This is a genomic window from Mycolicibacterium duvalii, from assembly GCF_010726645.1.
In the GTDB taxonomy this organism is placed as follows: domain Bacteria; phylum Actinomycetota; class Actinomycetes; order Mycobacteriales; family Mycobacteriaceae; genus Mycobacterium; species Mycobacterium duvalii.
This window is the reverse complement of sequence record NZ_AP022563.1, coordinates 1-22,190: the sequence shown is the minus strand read 5'-3', so window position 1 is coordinate 22,190 and position 22,190 is coordinate 1. Positions and strand designations below refer to the sequence as shown.

The following is a 22,190-nucleotide window of genomic DNA, read 5'->3' as shown; positions in this document are numbered from 1 at the left end:
AGCTAGGTTCGTGGGTAGTTCGCATCGCTGCACCCGAGGAGCCGTCATGCCTGAAGCCGTCATCGTCGCCACTGCCCGCTCGCCCATCGGCCGGGCCAACAAGGGATCGCTGGTGTCGATGCGTCCCGACGATCTCGCCGCGCAGATGGTGCAGGCGGTGCTGGAGAAGGTGCCCGCACTGGATCCGCGCGACATCGACGACCTGATCATGGGTTGCGGTCAACCCGCCGGTGAGGCCGGCTACAACATCGCCCGGGTGGTGGCGGTGCAACTGGGCTACGACTTCCTGCCCGGCACCACGGTCAACCGGTATTGCTCGTCGTCGCTGCAGACCACGCGGATGGCCTTCCACGCGATCAAGGCCGGTGAGGGCGACGCGTTCATCTCCGCCGGCGTGGAGACCGTTTCGCGGTTCGGCAACGGCACCGCCGACGGCTGGCCGGACAGCAAGAATTCGCTCTTCGCCGATGCGCAGGCGCGCACCGCCAAGGCCGCCGAGGGTGCGACGGAGTGGCACGACCCGCGCGAGGACGGGCTGCTGCCCGACGTCTACATCGCCATGGGCCAGACCGCCGAGAACGTCGCGGCCTTCACCGGGATCAGCCGCGAAGACCAGGACCATTGGGGTGTGCGCTCGCAGAACCGCGCCGAGGAAGCCATCAAGAGCGGCTTCTTCGAGCGTGAGATCGCGCCGGTGACGCTGCCCGACGGCACCGTGGTGTCGACCGACGACGGCCCCCGCGCGGGCACCACTTACGAGAAGATCAGCCAGCTCAAGCCGGTGTTCCGTCCCAACGGCACGATCACCGCCGGCAATGCGTGCCCGCTCAACGACGGCGCCGCCGCGGTGGTGATCATGAGCGACACCAAGGCCAAGGAGCTCGGGCTCACGCCGCTGGCTCGCATCGTGTCGACCGGGGTGTCGGGGCTGTCGCCCGAGATCATGGGCCTGGGCCCGATCGAGGCGGTCAAGAAGGCCTTGGCCAACGCGAAGATGAGCATCTCCGACATCGACCTGTACGAGATCAACGAGGCCTTCGCGGTGCAGGTGCTGGGTTCGGCGCGCGAGCTGGGCATGGACGAGAACAAGCTGAACGTGTCCGGCGGGGCGATCGCCCTCGGGCATCCGTTCGGCATGACCGGCGCGCGGATCACCGCCACCCTGCTCAACAACCTGGCCACCCACGACAAGACGTTCGGCATCGAGACGATGTGCGTCGGCGGCGGGCAGGGCATGGCGATGGTGGTGGAGCGGCTCTCGTAGTCGTCGGCTGGCCACGGCCCGGGCACTCCGAGGCCCGGGCACGCGCGCGCCGAGTGTGCGTCCAGGGCGACCGGCCCGCCGAGCGTGAACTCGTGGCGGAAAAGCACGCCGCAAGCCGCCCCCACCGCACGCTCGTCGAGCCGACAGCAGCTACAGCAGGTACGAAAAAGGGCGCCCACCGCGGTGGACGCCCTTTCTCGTAGCGAAGCTAGTCCTGATTGAAGTAGCTGAGCAGACGCAGGATCTCGATGTACAGCCAGACCAGGGTGACGGTCAGGCCGAGAGCGATGCCCCACGCGGCCTTCTCCGGCGCGCCGGCACGGACCATCTGGTCGGCGGCGTCGAAGTCGATCAGGAAGCTGAACGCCGCGATGCCGATGACCACCAGCGAGAAGATGATCGCCAGCGGGCCGCCGCTGCGCAGGCCGAAGCCCTCACCGCCGCCGACGCCGAACACGGCGAGCACCAGGTTCAGCAGCATCAATGCCAGCGCACCGAACATGGCGGCGACGATCATGCGGGTGAACTTCGGCGTGACACGGATGGCGCCGGTCTTGTAGACGACGAGCATGCCGAAGAAAACGCCGATGGTGCCGACGATCGCCTGGGCGATCATGCCGGGGCCGCCGGTGGAGATCAGGTTCGCGAACACGAACGAGATCGCGCCGATGAACAGACCCTCGAGCGCGGCGTAGCTGAGCACGATGGCCGGGTTGTCCTGCTTGCGTCCGAAGGTGGCCACGAGGACGAGTGCGAGCCCGCCGAGCGCGCCGACCAGCGTGAACGGCATGGCCAGGCCCAGGTTCTGGGAGACCAGGAAGTAGGAGACGACGGCGACGGCGCTCAGCACCGCGAGCGTCATCCCGGTCTTGGTGACGACGTCGTCGATGGTCAGCGGACGCGACACACCGGTCTGCTGCTGATCGGGGTACTGGCTCACATAGGGATCGGCGTGGACCGCCTGTGCACCGTAGCCGGCGGCGGCTCCGGTACCGAACTGCGCGTATCCGCCCTGCTGCCCCTTGGGCAATGAACGAAATACCGGGTTGCTGCTTTCGCGCACCGTCGGTTCCTTTCCTGTGTTGTGTCCTGAGACGAACACCCTCTCAACGAGCGAGGATTTCGGACGGTTCCCGAAATGCGGGTTCGACTTTCCCAGGAGGTTCACAGGAAACCTTACCCGGCGCTGCCTGCGCCGGGGAGACGATCTAGATTGCATTCCGTGGACGAAAACGAGGATGTCCTAGTAAAGGTCGACAACGGAATCGGATTGATCACGCTCAACCGACCCAAGGCGATCAACTCGCTGACCCATCCGATGGTCACGGCGATCGACGCGGCGCTGCGGCAGTGGGAACGCGACGACGCGGTGACGGCCGTCGTCATCTCCGGCGCGGGTGAGCGTGGCCTGTGCGCCGGCGGAGACGTCGTCGCGATCTACCACGACGCCAAGGCCGGCGGCGATCAGTCGCGCCGCTTCTGGCACGACGAGTATCTGCTCAACGCCGCGATCGGCCGCTACCCCAAGCCGTACGTCGCCCTGATGGACGGCATCACGATGGGCGGCGGGGTCGGCATCAGCGCCCACGGCAGCGTGCGAGTGGTCACCGACACCACGAAGATGGCCATGCCCGAGGTCGGGATCGGCTTCATCCCCGACGTCGGCGGCACCTACATCCTGGCACGCACCCCCGGACGGCTCGGGCTGCACGCAGCGTTGACCGGAGCTCCGTTCTCCGGCCCGGACGCCATCGCGATGGGCTTCGCCGACCATTACGTGCCCCACGACGGCCTCGGCGCATTCACCGAGAAGATCGTCCGCGACGGCGTCGACGCCGCCCTGTCGGCCTACGCCGAGGAGCCGCCGCCGAGTCCGCTGCTGGCCGAACAAGAGTGGATCGACCGCTGTTACGCCGGGGATACCGTCGCTGACATCGTCGCCGCGCTGCGCGATGACGACGCGGCCGGCGGCAACGATGACGGTGCCGCCGCCAAGGCCGCCGACCTGATCTCCACCCGCTCCCCCGTCGCGCTGTCGGTGACGCTGCGCGCGGTCCGGCAGGCGGCCGACCTGGCCACCCTCGAAGACGTGCTGGTGCAGGAGTTCCGGACGTCGTGCGCGTCGCTGCGCTCGCATGATCTGGTGGAGGGCATCCGCGCGCAGCTCGTCGACAAGGACCGCAACCCGCAGTGGTCGCCGGCCTCGCTGGATGCCGTCACCGCTGCCGACGTCGACGCGTACTTCGCGCCGGCGCAGCCCGATTTGACCTTCGAACAGGAGTGAGGAATGACCGACAGTTACGAGACGATCCTGCTCACCCGCGAGGACCGCGTGGCCACCATCACGCTGAATCGGCCCAAGGCGCTCAACGCGCTCAACAGCCAGGTGATGCACGAAGTCACCAGCGCCGCAGCTGAACTCGACGCCGACCCGGGCGTCGGGGCAATCATCATCACCGGTAACGAGAAGGCCTTCGCCGCCGGAGCAGACATCAAGGAGATGGCGAATCTCTCGTTCGCCGACGTGTTCTCGTCCGACTTCTTCGCCGCCTGGGGCCGATTCGCGGCGACCCGCACCCCGACCATCGCCGCGGTGGCCGGATACGCGCTGGGCGGAGGCTGCGAGTTGGCCATGATGTGCGACATCCTGATCGCCGCCGACAGCGCGAAGTTCGGGCAGCCGGAGATCAAGCTCGGCGTGCTGCCCGGGATGGGCGGCTCGCAGCGGCTGACCCGCGCGATCGGCAAGGCCAAGGCCATGGACCTGATCCTGACCGGCCGCAACATGGACGCCGAGGAGGCCGAACGCGCCGGGCTGGTGTCGCGGGTGGTGCCCGCCGATGCGCTGCTCTCCGAAGCCGGCGCGGTGGCGCGCACCATCGCCGGGATGTCGCTGTCGGCGTCCCGGATGGCCAAGGAGGCCGTCAATCGGTCGTTCGAGGCGACGCTGGCCGAAGGCCTGCTCTACGAGCGGCGGCTGTTCCATTCGGCCTTCGCCACCGACGACCAGACCGAAGGCATGAACGCGTTCACCGAGAAGCGGGAAGCGAACTTCACACACCGTTAGAGTGCGTGGGTGACCGAGACCGCCGAGGCGCCGACGACCACCGAGCCCGTTGCACCGCGGCGTGCGTGGTGGATTCGCCACTACACGTTCACCGGTACCGCCGTCGGGCTGGTGTTGCTCTGGTTGTCACTCACCCCGTCACTGCTGCCGCGCGGCCCGCTGTTCCAGGGGCTGGTCAGCGGCGGCGCCGGCGCGGCGGGCTACGGCATCGGGGTGTTCGCGGTGTGGTTGGTGCGCTACCTGGGGTCCAAGGACTCCAGCCCGCCCGCCCCGAAATGGGCGTGGCCGATCCTGGTCCTGGTCGGGGCCGTCGGCATGGTGTTGGCGATCTTCTGGTTTCACCGCTGGCAGGACGACGTCCGCGACCTGATGGCGGTGCCGCGGCTGGGGTTCTGGGACTACCCGCTGGCCGGGCTCATCGCGCTGGTGACGTTGTTCGTACTCGTCGAGATCGGGAAAGCGCTGCGCCTTTTGGTGCGCTTCCTGGTTCGACAGCTCAACCGCGTTGCTCCGCCACGGGTCTCGGCGGTCATCGCGGTCGGCCTGGTGGTGGCGCTGTCGGTGGCACTGCTCAACGGCGTGGTGGTGCGATTCGCGATGAGCACCATCAACAAGACCTTCGCCGCGGTCAACGACGAGACCGACCCCGACTTCGCTGCCCCGCAGACCGTCCTGCGTTCCGGCGGTCCGGAGTCACTGGTGTCCTGGGAGTCGCTGGGCCATCAGGGCCGCATCTTCATCTCCGGCGGACCCACCGTCGAGGAGCTCACCGATTTAAACGGCGCACCGGCCACCGAGCCGATCCGGGCCTACGCGGGCCTCAATTCGGCCGACGGCATCAAGGCCACCGCGGAGTTGGCGGCCCGGGAATTGCAGCGCACCGGCGGCCTGCAACGCGCCGTGGTCGCGGTGGCGACCACCACCGGGACCGGGTGGATCAACGAAGCCGAAGCCACCGCGCTGGAGTACATGTACAACGGCGACACCGCGATCGTGTCGATGCAGTACTCGTTCCTGCCCAGCTGGCTGTCGTTCTTGGTCGACAAGGAGAACGCCCGTCAAGCGGGTCAGGCACTGTTCGAGGCCGTCGACCAACTGATCCGGGAAATGCCTGAGGCACAACGCCCGACGCTGGTCGTCTTCGGCGAGAGCCTGGGGTCCTTCGGCGGGGAGGCTCCGTTCCTGGCCTTGAACAATCTGATCGCCCGCACCGACGGTGCGCTGTTCAGCGGCCCCACGTTCAACAACACGGTGTGGAACGACCTGACACTGAACCGCGACCCGGGCTCACCGCAGTGGCTGCCGATCTACGACGACGGCGCCAACGTGCGCTTCGTCGCCGAACCGAAAGACCTGCAACGTCCGCACGCGGTCTGGGACCAACCGCGGGTGGTGTACCTGCAGCACGCCTCCGACCCGATCGCCTGGTGGAATCCCGACCTGCTCTTCGCCAGACCGGACTGGCTGCGGGAAAAGCGCGGGCCCGACGTCTCACCGGACATGGAGTGGATTCCGGTGGTCACGTTCCTTCAGGTGTCCGCCGACATGGCGGTGGCGGTCAACGTCCCCGACGGCCACGGCCACGTGTATGTCCGCGACGTCGCCGACGCGTGGGCGCAGATCCTGTTGCCGCCGCGCTGGACGCAGGAGAAGACCGAACGGCTGCGCCCGCTGTTGCGCAGCGACGAGAGTTCCTAATACAAAACGTGTTTCAAAGCCTGGTAGCCGCCGATGACGTCGGTGGCGCGGTGCAGACCCAGGTCCTGCAGCGCCGCGGCGGCCAGGCTGGAGGTGTAACCCTCCGAGCACAGGATCACCCACTCGACGTCGTCCCCGACGGCCTCGGCCAGCCGCGCGGAACTGGTCGGGTCGCACCGCCACTCCAGCACATTGCGCTCGATCACCAGCGCGGCAGGCACCGAACCCTCGGCGGCCCGTTGCGCGGCCGGGCGGATGTCGACGAGCAGCGCTCCGCGCGCCAGCGCGGCCGGAACCTGCTCGGCGGGCAGCCGGGTGAGCCGGGCGCGCGCCCGCGCCAGCATGGTGTCGATCCTGCTCACTGCTCCCGCTCCGGTTGTCCGGTCAGCTCGGTTCTGTTGCGGCGCAGCCTGTCCCCGGTCACGTCGTAGTACGACATCGCGGTCAGCGGCGGTGAGTAGGCGTGCACGCTCAGCGTCGGCCCCGGCACCGCGCCGGGGTCCCGGGCCCACACCACGTCGTGCACCCAGCCCAGCGGGAACGCGGCCTGGTCACCGGCGATCAGGGTGCGGTCCTGTAAACCTGCACCGTTCCAACGAGTTTCCCGCAGCGCGCCGCTGATCACCGTCAGCGCCCCCAGGGAGCCGCCGTGGTCGTGCAGCTCGGTCGCGCGTTCGGGCGCCCAGCTGATCAGCCAGACGTCGAGCTCGTCATCGCCGTGCAGGCGGGTGAACCACCGCTCGGTGCGCGACAGGCCGCCCTCGGGGATGAGGTGGTCGTAGTCCCCGACGAGGACGTCGTCGGCGAACCGGTCGGTGAGGTGCAGAAGGTCGGGCAGGCGCAGCCGGGTGGGCGCGAGAAGCATGCGGGGACTCCGAAGATGAGCAGAGGGGAACGGGGGTCGGCGGTCAGGCCGAACAACACTCCAGCACCCGGGTCTGCGTCAGCACGGACGCCAGTGTTGCATAGATTGGCCCCATGCGCAGGTACCTCCTCGGCCGGGCCGGGCTCGTCGTCGTGGTCACGGTGGCGCTCGCAGGCTGTTCGTCGGGCGGCGAGCAGGAGCCGGGCCCGCCGTCCGCATCCGAGACGACGACCTCCGCGCCGGCGACCCCCGTGGGGCCCGGGGAGGTGGGGGTGTCCCCCGGTGGCGTCACCACAACGGTCGGCGCACCCGCCGAGTCCACCGAGGACGACTACTTCCAGGCCTGCCGAGCAGCCAAGACGTGGATGCAGCAGCAGGGCGGTGACCCGCGCAGCCTGATCGAGCCGTACCTGGCGACGGTCCAGCGGGGCGGGCCGGTGGGCGCCGGGGATTTCGCGAAGCCCTGGGCGGAGCTGACCCCCGGCCAGCAGTCGGGGGTCATCGTCGCGGTCGAGGCGGCCGCCGACGACCTCTGTGGATGAGTTCGCATCACGCGGTGAACCAGGTCGCCGCACGGCGGTACGCGGACCGGTCAGAATGGACGGATGCGGGTCGCACTGGCGCTGGGCAGCGGCGGGGCGCGCGGCTACGCCCACATCGGCGTGATCAACGAGTTGCACGAGCGCGGTCACGAAATCGTCGGCGTCGCCGGGTCTTCGATGGGCGCGCTGGTCGGCGGGCTGGAGGCGGCAGGGAAGCTCGGCGAGTTCACCGGCTGGGCGAACTCGCTGACTCAACGCGCGGTCCTGCGCCTGCTCGATCCGTCGTTGACCTCGGCCGGAGTGCTGCGCGCGGAGAAGATTCTCGATGCGGTGCGCGAGATCGTCGGCGACATCACCATCGAGGAATTGCCCGTGCCGTACACGTCGGTGGCCACCGATCTGATCACCGGCAAGGCCGTGTGGATGCAGCGGGGACCGGTCGACGACGCGATCCGGGCATCGATCGCGATTCCCGGTCTGATCACCCCGCATGTGCTCGACGGCCGCCTGCTGGCCGACGGCGGCATCCTCGATCCGATTCCGATGGCGCCGATCGCCGCGGTGGTCGCCGACGTGACGCTGGCGGTGAGCCTGTCCGGGGACGATCCCGACTCCCGCCGCGATGAGCACGACGCCCGTCCCAGCGGGGAGTGGTTGAACCGGATGTGGCGCACCAGGTCGTCGTTGCTCGACAGCAAGGCGGCCCGCTCGTTACTGGAGACCCAGACCGGGCGGGCGATGTTGGGCCGCTTCATGACCGGAGACGACGAACCCGTGCAGGACGAGGACGTCGCGGTGCCGGCAGTACCGAAGCTGGGCAGTTTCGAGGTGATGAACCGGGTCATCGACATCGCGCAGTCGGCGCTGGCCCGGCACACGCTGGCCGCCTATCCGCCCGACCTGCTGATCGAGGTGCCGCGCACCGTGTGCCGCAGCTTGGACTTCCACCGCTCTGCCGAGGTCATCGAGATCGGCCAGGAACTGGCCGCGACCGGTCTGGACACGCTGGAAGCCCGCAACTCACGCTCCTAGGAATTCGGCGACGCGGCGCGCTTCCCGCCGGCCCTGTGCACGGCCGGCCTGCGCGGACGGGGCGCGGCAGGCGGGGTCCAACGGGTTGGGGCCGAATGCCTGCAGCGACTCGGCATCGGCGTAGATCGCCAGCGTCGCCCCCGGGAACGCGTTGATCTCGTCGACGGTGCCGGTCCCCCACGGTGACGGGGTCTGGGAGCTGGACGGGACCAGCGCGACCGCCGTGGCGCAGTCGTCTGCCGCACTCATGTTGACCGTGCTGCCCACTCCCCCGTCCATGAACCGGCGCGACCCGATGCGCACCGGCGGCCACACCCCGGGCACAGCGCAGCTGGCGGCGACGGCGTCGACCAGACCGACTCCCGAGTCGTTGTCGAAGATCACGAGTTCCCCTGTGTCCAGGTCGATCCCGGTCATGCGCAGGACTCGTCGTGGCCAGTCGTGGGACGGCAGCCGGTGCGCGATGACGTCACGGCGCGTCGGCTCGGAGACTGTGTCGGCAGCGGCCGCGACCGCGCCGATCTTGCGGAGCTTCTCTTCTTTGGTCGCGCCCGGGGTCTGCATCGCGTCGAGGAAAAACTCGGTGATCGTCTCGATCGCGACGCCGGGGTGGATTTCCCGCGCACCGGCCTCGTCGGACAGTTGCCGCGCGAACAGCTCCTCCAACGCCGTCCCGCTGCTCAGTTGCGCCGCCACCGTCGAGCCGGCGGACGTGCCGACCAACACCTCGGAATCCAGCAGCGCGGCGCCGGCCCGCGGGGCCTCGTCGCAGATGCCCAGCAGCACACCGGTTTCCCAGGCGATGCCGGCCAGGCCGCCGCCGGCCAGTACCAACGCCCGCATGCCGTCGGTCATCGGCGCCCCTTCGCGGGTGCGGCTTTGCCGCTGATCAGCGGCAGATCGAGATAGGTGGCGATCCCGGGTGGCGCCGCGCACCGCCGGGACCGAGTTCACGCAGTGCGCCGCCGTACCGACGACGCCGTACTCCGGTCCCTCACCGCCGATATCGGACTGGAAGCCTTTGATGGACACCGTGAAGTCGGGGTTGCCGCACACTTCGATCTCGTAGCGCTGCCCGGCGGGCCCGAACGACCACGCCGGGTCGAGGTTGTCCTCGCCCATCAGCCAGTTGACCGTCACCCGCACCACGGGCTCGTCGTCGACGAGCGCCTCCCAGTGAAACTTGCGCCCGGCGACCTGGCCGGGTTCGATCTGCCCGATCGGCGAGTCGATCGGCGCGGTGGCCACCGCCACCTCCTGGGTCGCACGCACCTTGGGGTCCGCGGCGAAACCGAGCTGGTCGACACACATCCGCACCGCCTGGATGAAGCCGGCGTCGAGCATCTTCTGCATCGGTCCGGTCAATGCCTTGTCCGGGGTCTCCCCGAAGCCCATCACGTGGCGCAGCACATCGGGCGCCTCGTAGGTGCGCAGGTCGGAATACTCCTCGGCGCGCACGAACGTCACGCCCGTCGACATCGCCGAGAGCATCAGCGGGAACTTCTCGCTGATCCCGCCGGGCGCGATGCCGGTGCCGTGCAACGTCGCGTTGCCCGCCAGCGCGGCTTCGCGCAGCGGTGCGCCGCTCCGTTCGCTGGGATACAGCCAGCCGACCGGGGTGACGACGTTCTTGCCGGCGCGCAACAGGGCCGCGACCTGGTCCTGGTCACCCATCAGCGGCGTGTAGATGACGGCGTCGGCGTCCAGCGCCAGGATCTCGTCGACGTCGTTGGTGGCAGTGACGCCGAGAGGGTCGGTGCCGGCGATGTCGCCGACGTCGCGGCCGGCCTTGTCCGGCGAGTGCACCCAGCACCCGACCAACTCGAGCTCGGGATGCTCGAGCACTCCCCTGATCGCAGCCACACCGACCCCCGCCGGTGGCCCACTGCACGACCCGCAGCGCCATATCGTCTCCTCACTGTCGCCTTCAAGGTCTATACCAGCAGCCGGTCCGCATGGATCCGAACGGGCGCGCTAGGTTTCTGCACAGACCGCACAGCAGCGAAGGGATGGCAGCATGGAGCGAGTTTTCGTCGTCGGCGTCGGGATGACCAAGTTCGAGAAGCCGGGGCGCCGGGAAGGCTGGGACTACCCGGACATGGCCCGGGAGTCGGGGACCAACGCACTGACCGACGCCGGGGTGGACTAAACCGACATCGAGCAGGGTTTCGTCGGCTACTGTTCGGGCGACTCGACGTCGGGCCAGCGCGCGCTCTACGAGTTGGGCATGACGGGCATCCCGATCGTCAACGTCAACAACAACTGCTCGACCGGGTCGACGGCGCTCTACCTCGGCGCGCAGGCTATCCGCGGTGGGCTGGCCGACTGCGTGCTGGCGTTGGGTTTCGAGAAGATGCAGCCCGGTTCGCTGGGCGGCGGCGCCGATGACCGTGAATCCCCGATGAAGCGACACATCCTGGCGCTCAACGAGATTGACGAGATGCAGTTCCCGGTGGCGCCGTGGATGTTCGGCGCGGCCGGCCGCGAGCACATGAAGAAGTACGGCACCACCGCCGAACATTTCGCCAAGATCGGTCACAAGAACCACAAGCACTCGGTGAACAACCCGTATGCGCAGTTCCAGGACGAGTACAGCCTCGACGACATCCTGGCGGCGAAGATGATCTCCGATCCGCTGACCAAGCTGCAGTGTTCGCCGACGTCGGACGGTTCGGCGGCCGTGGTGCTGGCCAGCGAGGACTTCGTCGCCAAGCGCGGGCTCGCCGGGCAGGCCGTCGAGATCGTCGGTCAGGCGATGACCACCGACTTCGCGTCGACATTCGACGGCAGCGCGGCCAACATCATCGGCTACGACATGAATGTCAAAGCCGCACAGCAGGTTTATCAGCAGTCCGGGCTCGGACCGGAGGACTTCAGGTCATCGAGCTGCATGACTGCTTCTCGGCCAACGAGCTGCTGCTCTACGAGGCGCTGGGGCTGTGCGGGCCGGGCGAGGCGCCGCGGCTGATCGACGACAGCGCGACGACCTACGGCGGACGCTGGGTGGTCAACCCGTCCGGCGGGCTCATCTCGAAGGGACACCCGCTGGGAGCGACGGGTCTGGCGCAGTGCAGTGAGCTGACGTGGCAGCTGCGCGGAACCGCCGACAAGAGGCAGGTCGACCGCGTCACCGCCGCGCTGCAACACAACATCGGGCTGGGCGGGGCCGCCGTGGTCACCGCTTACCAGCGCGCCGAGAGGTAATCTGTGAGTCGGGTGCGCAGTCAGGAGGCCCGGCCATGCACACGGTAGTGGCGGCGGCGTCTTTGCTGGGTGTGCTGTGCGCATCGGGAGGGCTGGACGCCGCCGAACCGTCGAACCCGATCCAGGTCATCGAGCAGCTGGAATCGCAGGGCTACACCGTGCATGTCGACCGGATCGGTAGTGCTCCCCTCGAGGAATGCACCGTCATCGGGATCCGCAACCCGCAAGCGGTGGTCCAGCCGAACGTGGTGATCGAGCGTGACCGTGACGGCGACCTCGTCATCGGTTTCGAGGAGGTCCTGCTCCGTCTGCCGATCTCCGTGTCCCTGGACTGCACCGTCTAGCTTCGACACGAGGAAGGCCCGGCCGGAGAAGCCCGGCCGGGCCTTTGTCGCCGGGTGCTATTTCGCCGCAGGGACTCTGGCCTGCCCCGGCTCGTCGGCGCGCGGGCCGTGGTCGTCGAGCATGGTGAGTTCGTCGAACGGATCGTCTCCCGCCAGCACGGCACTCACCTTGCTCTTGTCGATCGTGCGGGTCCACGAGCCCACCAGCAGAGTGGCGACCGCATTGCCGGAGAAGTTGGTCAGCGCCCTGGCCTCCGACATGAACCGGTCGATGCCCACGATGAGCCCGACGCCGTCGAGCAGGTCGGGGCGGTGGGCCTGCAGACCGCCGGCGAGCGTGGCCAGTCCTGCACCGGTGACGCCGGCCGCTCCCTTGGAGGCGACGATCATGAACACCAGCAGGCCGATCTGTTCGCCGAGGGTCAGCGGATCACCCAGCGCACCGGCGATGAACAGCGAGGCCATCGTCAGGTAGATCGCGGTGCCGTCCAGATTGAACGAGTAGCCCGTGGGTACGACCACGCCCACGGTGGACCGGTCGACGCCGAGGTGCTCCATCTTGGCGATGAGGCGGGGCAGCGCCGACTCCGACGACGAGGTCGACACGATGAGCAGGTATTCGCGTGCCAGGTAGCGCACCAACTTGAAGATCGACACCCCGGACACCGTCCGCAGCAATGTGCCCAGCACGCCGAACACGAAGAACACGCAGGTCAGGTAGAACCCGAGCATCAGGGCCATCAACTGGCCGACCGCCGCCCATCCGGTCTGGCCGACCACGTTGGCGATCGCGCCGAACGCACCGATGGGTGCGAGCCACAGGATCATGACGAGCACCTTGAACACCAGCTTCTGCAGATGTTCGACGCCGCGCAGGATGGGCTCCCCCGCCGACCCGAGGCCCTGCAGCGCGAAACCGACGAGCAGCGCGATGAACAGCGCCTGCAAGACACTTCCTTCGGTCAGCGCCGAGAACATCGACGTGGGGATGATGCCCTGGACGAAGTCCAGCAGACCACCGGCCTCGTGCGCTTTGTCCGCGAGTTCGGCGCCCTTGCCCGCGGCGCTGTCGCTGAGCCGCAAGCCGCTGCCCGGGTGCAGGAGGTTGCCCACCACCAAGCCGATGGCCAGCGCGAACGTGGACATCGCCAGGAAGTAGACGAAGGCCAAACCGCCCACCTTGCCGACGGTGGCGGCCTTGCGCACCGACCCGATACCGAGCACGATCGTGCAGAAGATCACCGGCGCGATCATCATCTTGATCAGCGCGACGAACATCGTGCCGAGGACTCCGACACTGGTGCCGACGGCGGGCGCGAGTATGCCGACGCCGACGCCGGCGACCACCGCCACGAGCACGGCGATGTAGAGCCAATGGGTGCGGTCGCGCTTGCGTCGCGGCGCGCCGGGCGGGACGGGTCGGTCGATCGTGGTCGTCATCGGGAATGTCCTCCGGAATCAAGCGGGCAACAGGTCTGAAAAGATGCTGTGTGAGCGTGAGCCAGGTCACGTTTTAGTTCATTTCGTTCACCTGAAGGGTCGTGCCGGATGCGACGCAGATCGCCGTGGCCGCGGTCGCTGGCTGGTCAGGCGATCGCGCTGCAGATCCTGGTGATCGCGGTGATCGTGTTGGCCGGCAGCGCGCTGGCCGTCTACGACGCCCGCCGCGACGGTGACGCGGCCGCGGAGGCGCAGGTGCTCGGCATCGCGACAACGTTGGCCGACTCGCCGTCGACTGCCGAAGCGATCGAGTCGGGGCGCGCCACCGAGATCCTGCAACCGGTCACCGAGTTGGTGCGCAACCAAACGGATATCGCCTTCATCACGATCATGGCGCCCGACCGCACCCGGTACACCCACACAGACCCGGCCCAGATCGGTGGTGACTACCTGGGCAGCATCGAACCCGCGCTGCAGGGGCGGACGTTCACCGAGGTTTACACCGGCACTCTGGGGCCGTCTGTTCGCGCCGTCGCACCGGTCTACGACTCCGAGCGCCGCGTCATCGGGTTGGTCGCCGCGGGCATTCTGCAGCAGAGCTTGGCGCAGCGCTGGCGATCCCAGCTACCGGTGATCGCCGCGATAGGCGTTGGCGCTCTGGCGATCTCCATGCTCGGCGTGTGGGGTATCCGTCGTCGCCTGTTGCGCCAGACCCGGGGTCTGCGCCCGGAGGAACTGCGCGTCATGTACGACCATCACGACGCGATCCTGCATTCGGTGTCGGAGGGGCTGATCGTGCTCGACGGTTCCGGGGTCGCGGTGGTCAACGACGAGGCGCGCCGATTGTTGTCGCTCCCGGCAGGTGAGGTCTCACCGGATGAGCTCCCCGAGTTCTTGCGCAGTCCCAACCCCGGCGCCCGGGACGAAGTCCACGTCACCGACGACCGTGTGCTGGTGGTGAACCGATCACGGGTGCGGTCGGGACCGGATACCTCTGAGGTGGTCACGATCCGCGACCGCACCGAATTGCAGGGCGCGCTCGGTGAACTCACGTCGCTGAAAGTGCTGACGGACTCGCTGCGCGCCCAGGCCCACGAGGCGGCCAACAAGTTGCACACCATCGTCACGATGGTCGAGATGGGGCGTTCCGAGGAGGCCGTCGGGTTCGCCACCGCAGAGCTCGAGTTGTCGCAGCAACTCGTGGATCGACTGTCGCACGCGGTCGGCGAGCCCGCCCTGGTGGCTCTTCTGCTGGGCAAGTCGGCCCAGGCCAGCGAACGCGGGATCGAGTTGACCGTGACGGAGGAGTCCGAGCTGCCCGCCGATACCGACGAGTTGTTCTTGACGGCACAGGAACTGGTCACCGTCGCCGGAAATCTGATCGACAATGCGATGGAAGCGTGCGACCCGGAAGACCCGTGGGTGGAGGTCACGGTGCACCAGAATGCGCAAAGGTTGCTGATCCGCGTCGCCGACAGCGGAGAAGGCATGGACGAAAGCATGTTTCAGAACGCGATGAAGCGCGGGTACTCGACCAAGCCCGAAGCCGGTGAGGGGCGTCACGGATTCGGTCTGGCACTGGTGGCGCAAGTGGTCCGACGCCATCACGGGCATCTGAGCGCCGACATGACCTACGGCTCAGTCGTGACGGTCACGGTGCCGCGTCCGTGATCAAGGTCCTGATCGTCGAGGACGAAGAGCTGATCGCCGACGCCCACCGGACTTACCTTCAGCGGTTGCAGGGCTTTTCGATCGCCGCGGTGGTGCACACCGCGAGGGATGCGATGCGTTCTGCATCGGAGGCCGCCGCGTCGGAGACACCGATAGATCTCGTCCTGCTCGATATCGGCCTGCCCGATGCGAACGGGATCGCGCTGGCCTCGGCGTTGTCGGGGTTGCGGCCGGCGCCGGACATCATCGTGATCACCTCCGAGCGGGATCTGGAGATGGTGCGCGCCGCGGTCGGCCACGGCGCGCTGGCTTACCTGCTCAAACCGTTCACCTTCTCCGCCTTCCGCGACCGCCTCGAGCGTTATCAGCGTTACCGCGACGCGCTCCCCGCAGGTTTGGACGCCGCCAGCCAGGCTGAAATCGACCGCGCCCTTGCCCAATTACGCGTGGGGGCTGACCGCGCCGCGGCTCCGAAGGGGTCAGCACCGGGCACCAACGACGAAATCGCCCGCGTCGTGCGTGATTCCACCGACGGCGTCTCCGCCGACGAGGTCGCCAAACGCATCGGCGTCTCACGGGTGACGGCGTGGCGCTATCTCGAGCGGCTCGCCGAGGACGGGGTCGTCCGCCGTCACACCGACTACGGCAAGACCGGCCGTCCGAAAACGCGGTACCAGTGGCGCTGATACAGCGACGGTCCCCTGGGGCGAGCGGGAAGGTCGGCCGCTATGCGGTGACGGGCTGCAGGCTCGGCACGCTCAGCGCGATCGCGTCGGTCGTCAAGAACTGCAGATACAGGTCCTCGAGCGTGGACTCGACGGAGAACCCGTTCACCGCACCGGAGTAGTCGGCGATGAACAGCTGCGACCCGTCCACCCGGTGGGCCACACACGAAGGCCGCGCATCGACCTTCAGGGTGTCGAGGATGTCGAGGCTCAGCGCGCACACCACCGTCACACGGTCGTAGTCGACGACGTAGGCGCGGGCCTCGTCGGGGCTCAACGAGTTGCGTGGGCGCGCCGCCGAGCGCCACGAAGTCGCTGACCCGGTGGGTGGCCAGGTCGACGACATAGACGGCGCCGCCGACGGCGCGGTCGGAGGTGAGCACGAATACCGCGTCGCCGCCATAGGCGATGTCCCGGATCGGCGCGCCGACCGGGATCACCCGGCTCACCCGCGTTGTCTCGGCGTCGACGACCACCAGCTGGCTACCCTGCTCATCGGTGACGGCGACGTAGATCTGCTTGGCGCTCGGGTCGACGCGGACGGCGTCGATGTTGGCCGCCGGGCCCGAGCCGATGTCGATGGTTCCGACGCGTTCCGCGGTGGTGTCGATGACCGACAGTTCGACCCGCTGCCCAGCGGAGCGGCCGGCGTACACCCGCTTGCCGTCCGGACTGACCGCGAGCGCGGTGACCCCGGAGGCCAGTGGATAGGTCGCGACCACGGCCCGGCTCTCCACATCGATCACCGAGACGGCGTCATGGCCCTGCGACGCGACGCTGACGTAGACGCGCTCGTCGGCTGCGACGACCGCTACCGGCTCGCCGTCGACGGCGATGGTTGCGGTCGGCGCGAGGGTGGCCGCGTCGAAGAGCGACACCGTGTCGTCGGCGAAGTTCGCCACCACCACCGTGCTGCCTGACGCGGCGATCTCGCCGACCGGGCCGTGCCGACTGCAAACCGCCGCTCAAAGGTGGCGCCGGTCTCGCAGCTCGACTGCTCGAGACCGGCGGCCTCACGTTCGACATCGTGCCGGGTATGCCCTCGGGGCACCGCAATGTTTGCCATGTGCTGTGAAACCTCCGCCGGCATGAACTGCATCCGGCCTAGATCGACTGTCCTGGCCCCGGGTTGGGGAGCGACCTGAAACCACTGTAACCATCGGATTTCAAGGTCACGAACACCCGGTTTCCCGCAATGGACAAGCGCCACAACACTTCTCAGGCACCACTTAATAATTTTTTGGCCTGCTGCGGGCGCTTTCCTGTCAGCAACGTAAATTTAACCCGCTGAACTGGGCCATCGCCGTGCTTGGCAACGCACTCATCGAGGCACCGTTGAAACCTTTTGATAACAAACTCTTAGGTTTGCCCGGAAAAAGTGAGCGCTAGATCACAGGGCCGCACGGCAAGATATTCGGGCTCTGCGGCTGCTTTGCCACAGCTGCTCAGGCCGGCTCGGCACCTCGGAGGGAGGCCACGTCGGCGACCGGAATCAGCCCCTCGGGATCGCACAATTGCAGCACCCGGCGCACCGACGGGCTTCCGACCACACACCAAGCGACGCCCTCCCGGCCGAGGTGGGCGCTGAGGGCATACAGCGCCGACGCGCCGTCGAAGGCCATGAAGTGCACCTCGGTGAGGTCGAGGACCAGGCTGGCGCACACACCGGCCGCCTCGCGGACCGTGTGTGCGAACCGTTTCGCGTTGGCCGCATCGACCTCACCGGTGACGGCGACGGTCACTTCTCGTCGTGAGCCACGTCCCCGCGCGCAGGTGTCGACAGCCAGTACTGTCGACGCTATCGAAAAGCGCCGGCAGTCGGCTGACCTGCTGCGGATGGACGTGACGGTCATCGCGTGGCTGCGCTGCCCGTCAGAGAATTACTGTTCGGCTTTCTGACGTTCCTCATTGGCCTTCGCTGACGCTCGTGCGCTTTCGGCTTCGGCTTCCTTCTTCGCGGCTTCGCGCTGCGCGTCGACCTTGTCCTGCTGCGCCTCGCCTTCGCGCTGCAGATCGTCGCGGCCGGTGACGACGCCGATCACCTCTTTGGCCTTACCCTTGGCGCCTTCGACGACGCCCTTGACGGCTTCTTCTGGACCCGAGTTGTTGTCACCCACGGAAGTGCTCCTTTTGCAGTTTCCTACCCGGCGACGTGTGAGGCCGTGTCCGGGACCAGCATGGCTGTTTGGCGAACGATCTGTTCCCGGCGGGTCGGAATCGCAAACATTCCGTTATCTGCGCCGTGGCGCGAGCAGTTTCAGGACGAGAAGTTGGTCAGCGCCACGTCGAGCGCGGAGAACATCTCGATGTAGTCGGCGATGCCGGTGATCTTCAGCGGGCGGCTTGTGGCGGGACCGTCGGCGACCACGGCGAACCTGGTCTGGGGGTCGAGCTTGTTGCGGCTGGCCATCAGCACCTGCATCCCGGCGGAGCTGAAGTCGACCTCGGTCATGTCGACGATCAGGCCTGACGGCTTGCGCTGCGCGGCGGCGGTGATGACGTCCTGCAACTGCGGCGCGGTCAGCATGTCGACAGCACCCATGGCTGCGACGACGATCACGCCGTCGACCTCGCGTTCTGTGAATTGCTGCACGTCGGGAGCCTCGTCTCGTGCTCGGCGCCGCTTGCGCGGTCGCGGTGGTGCGGGAGGCTACGGTCTGAACCCGAATATCGCGGCGGACGACGGTCACGCCAGGCCGTCCGAGCCGCTTCCTGAGCCTACCTGATCGTGATCTCGGAATCCCGGCGGTGGCGCCGCGCCGACGCGATCGCGGGTTCAGCGCCGCAGCAGGGTGCGCCGATACCATCCGCGCAGACCACAAGCCCTCGGGAGGCAGCATGCGCGCTCGTCACGCGGTTTCGTCGATCATCGTCGCGGCTACCGCTTCGGTCCCGGTCCTGCTCGGCATGCACACCGCCCACGCGACCGACCCCGATACCGAGTTCGTGGCCTTGCTGAGCACACTGGGCGTGAACTTCGCCTCCGAAGAGCAGGCTGTCGAGATGGGCAACAACATCTGCGGCATCGTCGCCGAGGGCGCGGCCAACGGCGTCGACCCGGCCCGGGTGCAGCTGGACCTGGTGCAGTCGTTGCAGGGCGACGGCCTCGACGCGGCTCAGGCCGCAGCCCTGATGCAGGGTGCGGTCAGGGCCTACTGCCCGGGCTATCAAGCCGTCGTCGGCGGCTGAGCGCTCGGACCGACTCGGCGGCGAATCTCCACGGAATCTCCACGCAGCCTTCAAGCGTTGCAGCGAGCGCCTGGCGACGATGGTGTCATTCGAAAATCACCGTGGTCGCGCAGTGACCCACCCCTCGCAGGAGTTCCACCATGAAGAAGATCATCGCCGCAAGCGTGTTGCCGGTCGGCGCTCTGCTGGCCTACGCCACCCCGTCGGGGGCCGCCCCGGGGGCAGTCGACTCGGCCTCGACGACCATCAATCAACTTCGCGCGCAAGGCTTCGACGTGCGTATCAGCCGCGTCGGCACCGCACCGTTGGAGCAGTGCTCGGTGAGCGGGTGCGCAACCACCCGGTCAGCCGTTCGTGATCAATGACGACGATGACATCAACGTGTTCCGGGTCGCGCCGACACCGAAGGTCACCGTGACGCTCGACTGCACCACCTGAGGTCATCAATCCGCGCCGCGCCGCGATTTCCCGCGCGCCTCCCGCAAAGTCTCGACCTCCACTTTAGATTTGGAGGCCGTGACCACACTGCTCGAGCCGTCGCTGCAGAACTCGACTTCGAGCCTGAGATCCTGTGCAGCTGCCGAAACTTCTGCGGGCCTCGCCCACCCGCCCAGTGGTGGGTGCGGTTGTCGGCTGCCCGTACCCGATGTGCCAACGAGCGTTGCGAATCGCCAACGTACGGTTGAAGATCCGCCCGCTGACGTGCCGCCAGTGCGAGACCGACCAGATCCGGATCCGATCCGTCGCCCGAATCTGACCGCGCGCCCGACGACGGCCGCGAAGTACGCGGCGGCAGCGACCGCAAGGCCCAGATAGCCCAACGGAAATGCGATGTTGTGCCAGACCGCGGTGCGTACGTGCACCGCGACAGCGCCGACGAAGAACAACACCAGACCCACAGCAGCTGCCAGGCCCAGCCAGGGCGAGACGGTCAGACCGGCGATGAGCCCGACGGCGCCGGCCATCTTCAGCGGATACGGGATCATCGTCGACGCGACTCCGACTTCCGACGAATTGGCCACCACGAACTGCGCCCTGCGCCAATCCGCCACTGCCACGGCGGCGTTGGCCGCCGCGCATGCCACCGTCGCCGTCGCCAGGACAGACATCACCGCATCGGGCACGTCACCAGCTCCCATTCCCATCGCGATCGTCGGTATGCTCATCTCGCCGCCTTCCAGCCCGTCGAACTGCTCTCACCTGTTCTGACGTCCGGCCCGCGGGAAGGTGACACCGTGATCTCCACAGCCGAATTCGAACAAGCGCGGCCGACGCTGCTCTCGGTCGCCTACCGGATCGTCGGGGCGGCGCAGGACGCTGAAGACGCGGTACAGACGGCATGGCTGCGCGCAGGCTGCGCACACTGCGGCCATCGACAACCCGTCGGCGTGGCTGACAACGGTGGTCAGCCGGGTCTGCCTGGACCAGCTCCGGGAGCGGAGGCGCCGAGATGCCCTTGGCCGCCAACTCACCGACGGCATCGACACAGCGATCGCCGCCGCCGACGAGGCGATGCTGCGCCGTGAGGACGTGTCGAGGGCGCTGCTGATGCTGATGCGTGAGCTGACCCCGCCGCAGCGGGTGGCCTACGTGCTGCACGACCTCTTCTCGCTACCGTTCGACACGGTGGCCGCGGTACTGGACATCACACCGGCCGCCGCGAAGAAACACGCGAGCCGGGCGCGCGCCCGGCTCTCCCCGCCTGCGCCGGGCGGCCCGCAGCATCGCGACGACCGTCAGCACCGCGAGATCGTCGACGCCTTCCTGCACGCCGCCCGGGGCGATCGCCATGACGACGCTGTTGGCGCCGGATTGCGTGCGCCGCGCCGACCCGGCACTCTTGCCGCGCGGCGCCGCCACCACCGTCCGCGGCGCCGCGGCGGTCGCCGAGACCCGATCCTTCGTCGACCGGATCCGCGTCAGCGCCCGATGCGTGTCGACGGACACCCTGTCGATGTCATCGCACCCGGCGGACACCCGTGGGCCCTCATCGACATCGCCACCACCGGTGGCGTCATCACGGAGATCAACCTGCGGCCGGTGCGTCCGGCCGACCGGTTCTACGCACTGTGAACGAGATCGGGACGAACGGCCCGTAGCGATGGTGCGCCGCCGCCCGTCCCCGGTCACCAGCGGTAATCGAGGAACTTCCGTCCAGGGTGACCACCACCCGGTCACCGTCGGGATGCTCCCGGCGCGCGATGTCGACGTTGAAGTTGATCGCGCTCATGATGCCGTCGCCGAACTCCTCGTGGATGAGCTCCTTGATCGCCGGGCCGTACACCGACAGCGCCTCGTGGAACCGGTAGATCGTGGGGTCGGACATCAGTGCCGGGTCGATGCCCCGGGCCGGTTGCCGTTGCAGGCTCTCTGCCACCGACTCGTCGAGGTCGAGCAGCGCGCAGACCTGTTCGGCCTGTGTCGCCGGCATCGGATGCTGCCCGAGCAGCGCGGCCACACACCACACCAGCGGCGCGTCGAGTTCGCTCGCGATCTCGGCCCACGTCAGCTTCTTGCGGATCCGGCCGCGACGATCAGCTCGGCGGCCTCGGACTTCGCCATGATCGGTGTCATGCGCTGACCTCCCTCGCGGCGCGGGCCCACCACCGGGGCGTCGGGGACCGTCAGCCGGTCCGGCCCGGTCCGCGCGTGGGTGGCGAAGAGCGTCAGACCGACGAAGGTCAGGCCGCCGACGAGGTTGCCGAGCACGGTCGGGATCTCGTTCCACACCATGTAGTCGACGAGGTTGAAGTCACCGCCGAGCATCAGGCCGGAGGGAACAGGAACATGTTGACGATCGAATGCTCGAAGCCCATGTAGAAGAACAGCATGATCGGCATCCACATCGCGATGACCTTGCCCGAGACGCTGGTCGACATCATCGCCGCGACGACGCCGGTGGAGACCATCCAGTTGCACAGCACCGCGCGGATGAACAGGGTGAGCATGCCGGCACCGCCGTGTTCGGCGTAACCGACGGTGCGGCTGTGGCCGATCTCGCCGAGACGCACGCCGACCTCGTTGGGGTCCGCGCTGAACCCGTAGGTGAAGACGATGGCCATCATCACCGCGACGGTCAGCGCGCCGCCGAGGTTGCCGAGGAACACCCAGCCCCAGTTGCGCAGCATCGAGGCGCACCGTGACGCCCC

Annotated in this window: 21 protein-coding genes and 7 pseudogenes; 14 read left to right on the top strand and 14 right to left on the bottom strand. The window is 67.9% G+C overall.

The features are described from left to right. Positions 1 to 46 precede the first annotated feature (46 nt). Positions 47 to 1,264: an acetyl-CoA C-acetyltransferase gene (locus G6N31_RS00130; protein ID WP_098002819.1), complete on the top strand. Its 1,218-nt coding sequence runs from the start codon at positions 47 to 49 to the stop codon at positions 1,262 to 1,264. Positions 1,265 to 1,472: 208 nt separating this feature from the next. Here the strand turns inward: G6N31_RS00130 and G6N31_RS00125 are convergent, their stop codons facing one another. Further along, positions 1,473 to 2,327: a Bax inhibitor-1/YccA family protein gene (locus G6N31_RS00125; RefSeq protein ID WP_098002818.1), complete on the bottom strand. Its 855-nt coding sequence runs from the start codon at positions 2,325 to 2,327 to the stop codon at positions 1,473 to 1,475. Between the two features lie 159 nt (positions 2,328 to 2,486). On the opposite strand from G6N31_RS00125, the gene G6N31_RS00120 reads away from it, so the two are divergent. From G6N31_RS00120 to G6N31_RS00110, 3 genes are read left to right on the top strand one after another with little or no spacing between them, the layout of a single operon-like run. Next, on the top strand, positions 2,487 to 3,548 hold the full coding sequence (locus G6N31_RS00120; RefSeq protein WP_098002817.1) for an enoyl-CoA hydratase/isomerase family protein: 1,062 nt from the start codon (positions 2,487 to 2,489) through the stop codon (positions 3,546 to 3,548). A gap of 3 nt (positions 3,549 to 3,551) precedes the next feature. Further along, positions 3,552 to 4,331 (top strand): enoyl-CoA hydratase, encoded by a 780-nt coding sequence (locus G6N31_RS00115; RefSeq protein WP_098002816.1) that lies wholly within the window; start codon positions 3,552 to 3,554, stop codon positions 4,329 to 4,331. A gap of 9 nt (positions 4,332 to 4,340) precedes the next feature. Then, positions 4,341 to 6,029, top strand: coding sequence for an alpha/beta hydrolase (locus G6N31_RS00110; RefSeq protein ID WP_098002815.1), 1,689 nt, complete (start codon positions 4,341 to 4,343; stop codon positions 6,027 to 6,029). On the opposite strand, the gene G6N31_RS00105 is transcribed toward G6N31_RS00110, so the two are convergent. After that, positions 6,026 to 6,373 (bottom strand): rhodanese-like domain-containing protein, encoded by a 348-nt coding sequence (locus tag G6N31_RS00105; protein ID WP_098002850.1) that lies wholly within the window; start codon positions 6,371 to 6,373, stop codon positions 6,026 to 6,028. The two genes, G6N31_RS00110 and G6N31_RS00105, sit on opposite strands and share 4 nt — an antisense overlap. A gap of 14 nt (positions 6,374 to 6,387) precedes the next feature. Further along, the gene (locus G6N31_RS00100) at positions 6,388 to 6,894 is read right to left on the bottom strand and encodes a cysteine dioxygenase (protein WP_098002814.1); all 507 of its coding nucleotides are present in this window, start codon (positions 6,892 to 6,894) and stop codon (positions 6,388 to 6,390) included. 113 nt (positions 6,895 to 7,007) lie between these two features. Between G6N31_RS00100 and G6N31_RS00095 the strand changes: the two genes are divergently transcribed. Together G6N31_RS00095 and G6N31_RS00090 are read left to right on the top strand one after the other, a co-directional pair. Further along, positions 7,008 to 7,436, top strand: a complete 429-nt coding sequence (locus G6N31_RS00095; protein ID WP_098002813.1) for a lipoprotein LpqV — start codon at positions 7,008 to 7,010, stop codon at positions 7,434 to 7,436. Between the two features lie 63 nt (positions 7,437 to 7,499). Beyond that, a complete protein-coding gene (locus tag G6N31_RS00090; protein WP_098002812.1) occupies positions 7,500 to 8,468 on the top strand; it encodes a patatin-like phospholipase family protein in 969 nt (322 codons plus the stop codon). Here the strand turns inward: G6N31_RS00090 and G6N31_RS00085 are convergent. Then, positions 8,457 to 9,323 carry a patatin-like phospholipase family protein gene (locus G6N31_RS00085; RefSeq protein ID WP_098002811.1) on the bottom strand — a complete coding sequence of 289 codons (867 nt, stop codon included), beginning with the start codon at positions 9,321 to 9,323 and terminating at the stop codon, positions 8,457 to 8,459. The two genes, G6N31_RS00090 and G6N31_RS00085, sit on opposite strands and share 12 nt — an antisense overlap. Then, positions 9,320 to 10,374 (bottom strand): annotated as a pseudogene (locus tag G6N31_RS00080) (NAD(P)H-dependent amine dehydrogenase family protein). The gene G6N31_RS00085 and the pseudogene G6N31_RS00080 overlap by 4 nt, the downstream one beginning before the upstream one ends. 111 nt (positions 10,375 to 10,485) lie before the next feature. Here G6N31_RS00080 and G6N31_RS00075 point away from each other — a divergent pair. Next, positions 10,486 to 11,672, top strand: a pseudogene (locus G6N31_RS00075) (lipid-transfer protein). A gap of 35 nt (positions 11,673 to 11,707) precedes the next feature. After that, positions 11,708 to 12,016 (top strand): hypothetical protein, encoded by a 309-nt coding sequence (locus G6N31_RS00070; protein ID WP_098002809.1) that lies wholly within the window; start codon positions 11,708 to 11,710, stop codon positions 12,014 to 12,016. A 57-nt stretch (positions 12,017 to 12,073) separates the two neighbouring features. On the opposite strand, the gene G6N31_RS00065 is transcribed toward G6N31_RS00070, so the two are convergent. After that, on the bottom strand, positions 12,074 to 13,456 hold the full coding sequence (locus G6N31_RS00065; RefSeq protein ID WP_098002808.1) for a cation:dicarboxylate symporter family transporter: 1,383 nt from the start codon (positions 13,454 to 13,456) through the stop codon (positions 12,074 to 12,076). Positions 13,457 to 13,564: 108 nt separating this feature from the next. Between G6N31_RS00065 and G6N31_RS00060 the strand changes: the two genes are divergently transcribed. Next, entirely contained in the window at positions 13,565 to 15,127 is a 1,563-nt protein-coding gene (locus G6N31_RS00060; RefSeq protein WP_098002807.1) for a sensor histidine kinase, read from the top strand. Continuing rightward, positions 15,124 to 15,813, top strand: coding sequence for a response regulator (locus G6N31_RS00055; protein WP_098002806.1), 690 nt, complete (start codon positions 15,124 to 15,126; stop codon positions 15,811 to 15,813). Before G6N31_RS00060 ends, G6N31_RS00055 begins: the two co-directional genes overlap by 4 nt. A gap of 40 nt (positions 15,814 to 15,853) precedes the next feature. Here G6N31_RS00055 and G6N31_RS27270 read toward each other — a convergent pair whose 3' ends face one another. From G6N31_RS27270 to G6N31_RS00035, 5 genes and pseudogenes are all read right to left on the bottom strand, one after another. Continuing rightward, positions 15,854 to 16,129, bottom strand: coding sequence for a YncE family protein (locus G6N31_RS27270; protein WP_244962253.1), 276 nt, complete (start codon positions 16,127 to 16,129; stop codon positions 15,854 to 15,856). Positions 16,130 to 16,187: 58 nt separating this feature from the next. Further along, positions 16,188 to 16,754, bottom strand: a pseudogene (locus tag G6N31_RS27865) (YncE family protein); the annotation flags it as partial. A 543-nt stretch (positions 16,755 to 17,297) separates the two neighbouring features. Beyond that, on the bottom strand, positions 17,298 to 17,594 hold the full coding sequence (locus G6N31_RS00045; protein ID WP_234815247.1) for an STAS domain-containing protein: 297 nt from the start codon (positions 17,592 to 17,594) through the stop codon (positions 17,298 to 17,300). A gap of 138 nt (positions 17,595 to 17,732) precedes the next feature. After that, on the bottom strand, positions 17,733 to 17,969 hold the full coding sequence (gene mbp1 / locus G6N31_RS00040) for a microaggregate-binding protein 1 (RefSeq protein ID WP_163721976.1): 237 nt from the start codon (positions 17,967 to 17,969) through the stop codon (positions 17,733 to 17,735). 140 nt (positions 17,970 to 18,109) lie between these two features. Continuing rightward, the gene (locus G6N31_RS00035) at positions 18,110 to 18,445 is read right to left on the bottom strand and encodes an STAS domain-containing protein (RefSeq protein ID WP_163721975.1); all 336 of its coding nucleotides are present in this window, start codon (positions 18,443 to 18,445) and stop codon (positions 18,110 to 18,112) included. Between the two features lie 245 nt (positions 18,446 to 18,690). On the opposite strand from G6N31_RS00035, the gene G6N31_RS00030 reads away from it, so the two are divergent. Beyond that, a complete protein-coding gene (locus tag G6N31_RS00030; protein ID WP_133117670.1) occupies positions 18,691 to 19,041 on the top strand; it encodes a DUF732 domain-containing protein in 351 nt (116 codons plus the stop codon). Positions 19,042 to 19,181: 140 nt separating this feature from the next. Next, positions 19,182 to 19,406 (top strand): hypothetical protein, encoded by a 225-nt coding sequence (locus tag G6N31_RS00025; protein ID WP_244962251.1) that lies wholly within the window; start codon positions 19,182 to 19,184, stop codon positions 19,404 to 19,406. Positions 19,407 to 19,820: 414 nt separating this feature from the next. On the opposite strand, the pseudogene G6N31_RS00020 reads toward G6N31_RS00025, so the two are convergent. Further along, positions 19,821 to 20,150 (bottom strand): annotated as a pseudogene (locus G6N31_RS00020) (DoxX family protein); the annotation flags it as partial. Positions 20,151 to 20,276: 126 nt separating this feature from the next. Here G6N31_RS00020 and G6N31_RS27750 point away from each other — a divergent pair. Continuing rightward, positions 20,277 to 20,348 (top strand): annotated as a pseudogene (locus tag G6N31_RS27750) (hypothetical protein); the annotation flags it as partial. A 94-nt stretch (positions 20,349 to 20,442) separates the two neighbouring features. Beyond that, positions 20,443 to 21,114: a sigma factor-like helix-turn-helix DNA-binding protein gene (locus tag G6N31_RS00015; RefSeq protein WP_244962250.1), complete on the top strand. Its 672-nt coding sequence runs from the start codon at positions 20,443 to 20,445 to the stop codon at positions 21,112 to 21,114. 53 nt (positions 21,115 to 21,167) lie between these two features. On the opposite strand, the pseudogene cynS reads toward G6N31_RS00015, so the two are convergent. After that, a pseudogene (cynS, locus tag G6N31_RS00010) lies at positions 21,168 to 21,615 on the bottom strand (cyanase). Between the two features lie 45 nt (positions 21,616 to 21,660). Continuing rightward, a pseudogene (locus G6N31_RS26935) lies at positions 21,661 to 22,188 on the bottom strand (formate/nitrite transporter family protein); the annotation flags it as partial. Positions 22,189 to 22,190: the final 2 nt, after the last annotated feature.

Coding starts and splice junctions, on each gene's coding strand:
- G6N31_RS00130 (WP_098002819.1), top strand. CDS start 47: ATGCCTGAAGCCGTCATCGTCGCCACTGCCCGCTCGCCCATCGGCCGG.
- G6N31_RS00115 (WP_098002816.1), top strand. CDS start 3,552: ATGACCGACAGTTACGAGACGATCCTGCTCACCCGCGAGGACCGCGTG.
- G6N31_RS00105 (WP_098002850.1), bottom strand. CDS start 6,373: ATGCTGGCGCGGGCGCGCGCCCGGCTCACCCGGCTGCCCGCCGAGCAG.
- G6N31_RS00100 (WP_098002814.1), bottom strand. CDS start 6,894: ATGCTTCTCGCGCCCACCCGGCTGCGCCTGCCCGACCTTCTGCACCTC.
- G6N31_RS00095 (WP_098002813.1), top strand. CDS start 7,008: ATGCGCAGGTACCTCCTCGGCCGGGCCGGGCTCGTCGTCGTGGTCACG.
- G6N31_RS00090 (WP_098002812.1), top strand. CDS start 7,500: ATGCGGGTCGCACTGGCGCTGGGCAGCGGCGGGGCGCGCGGCTACGCC.
- G6N31_RS00085 (WP_098002811.1), bottom strand. CDS start 9,323: ATGACCGACGGCATGCGGGCGTTGGTACTGGCCGGCGGCGGCCTGGCC.
- G6N31_RS00070 (WP_098002809.1), top strand. CDS start 11,708: ATGCACACGGTAGTGGCGGCGGCGTCTTTGCTGGGTGTGCTGTGCGCA.
- G6N31_RS00065 (WP_098002808.1), bottom strand. CDS start 13,456: ATGACGACCACGATCGACCGACCCGTCCCGCCCGGCGCGCCGCGACGC.
- G6N31_RS00060 (WP_098002807.1), top strand. CDS start 13,565: ATGCGACGCAGATCGCCGTGGCCGCGGTCGCTGGCTGGTCAGGCGATC.
- G6N31_RS00030 (WP_133117670.1), top strand. CDS start 18,691: ATGCGCGCTCGTCACGCGGTTTCGTCGATCATCGTCGCGGCTACCGCT.
- G6N31_RS00025 (WP_244962251.1), top strand. CDS start 19,182: ATGAAGAAGATCATCGCCGCAAGCGTGTTGCCGGTCGGCGCTCTGCTG.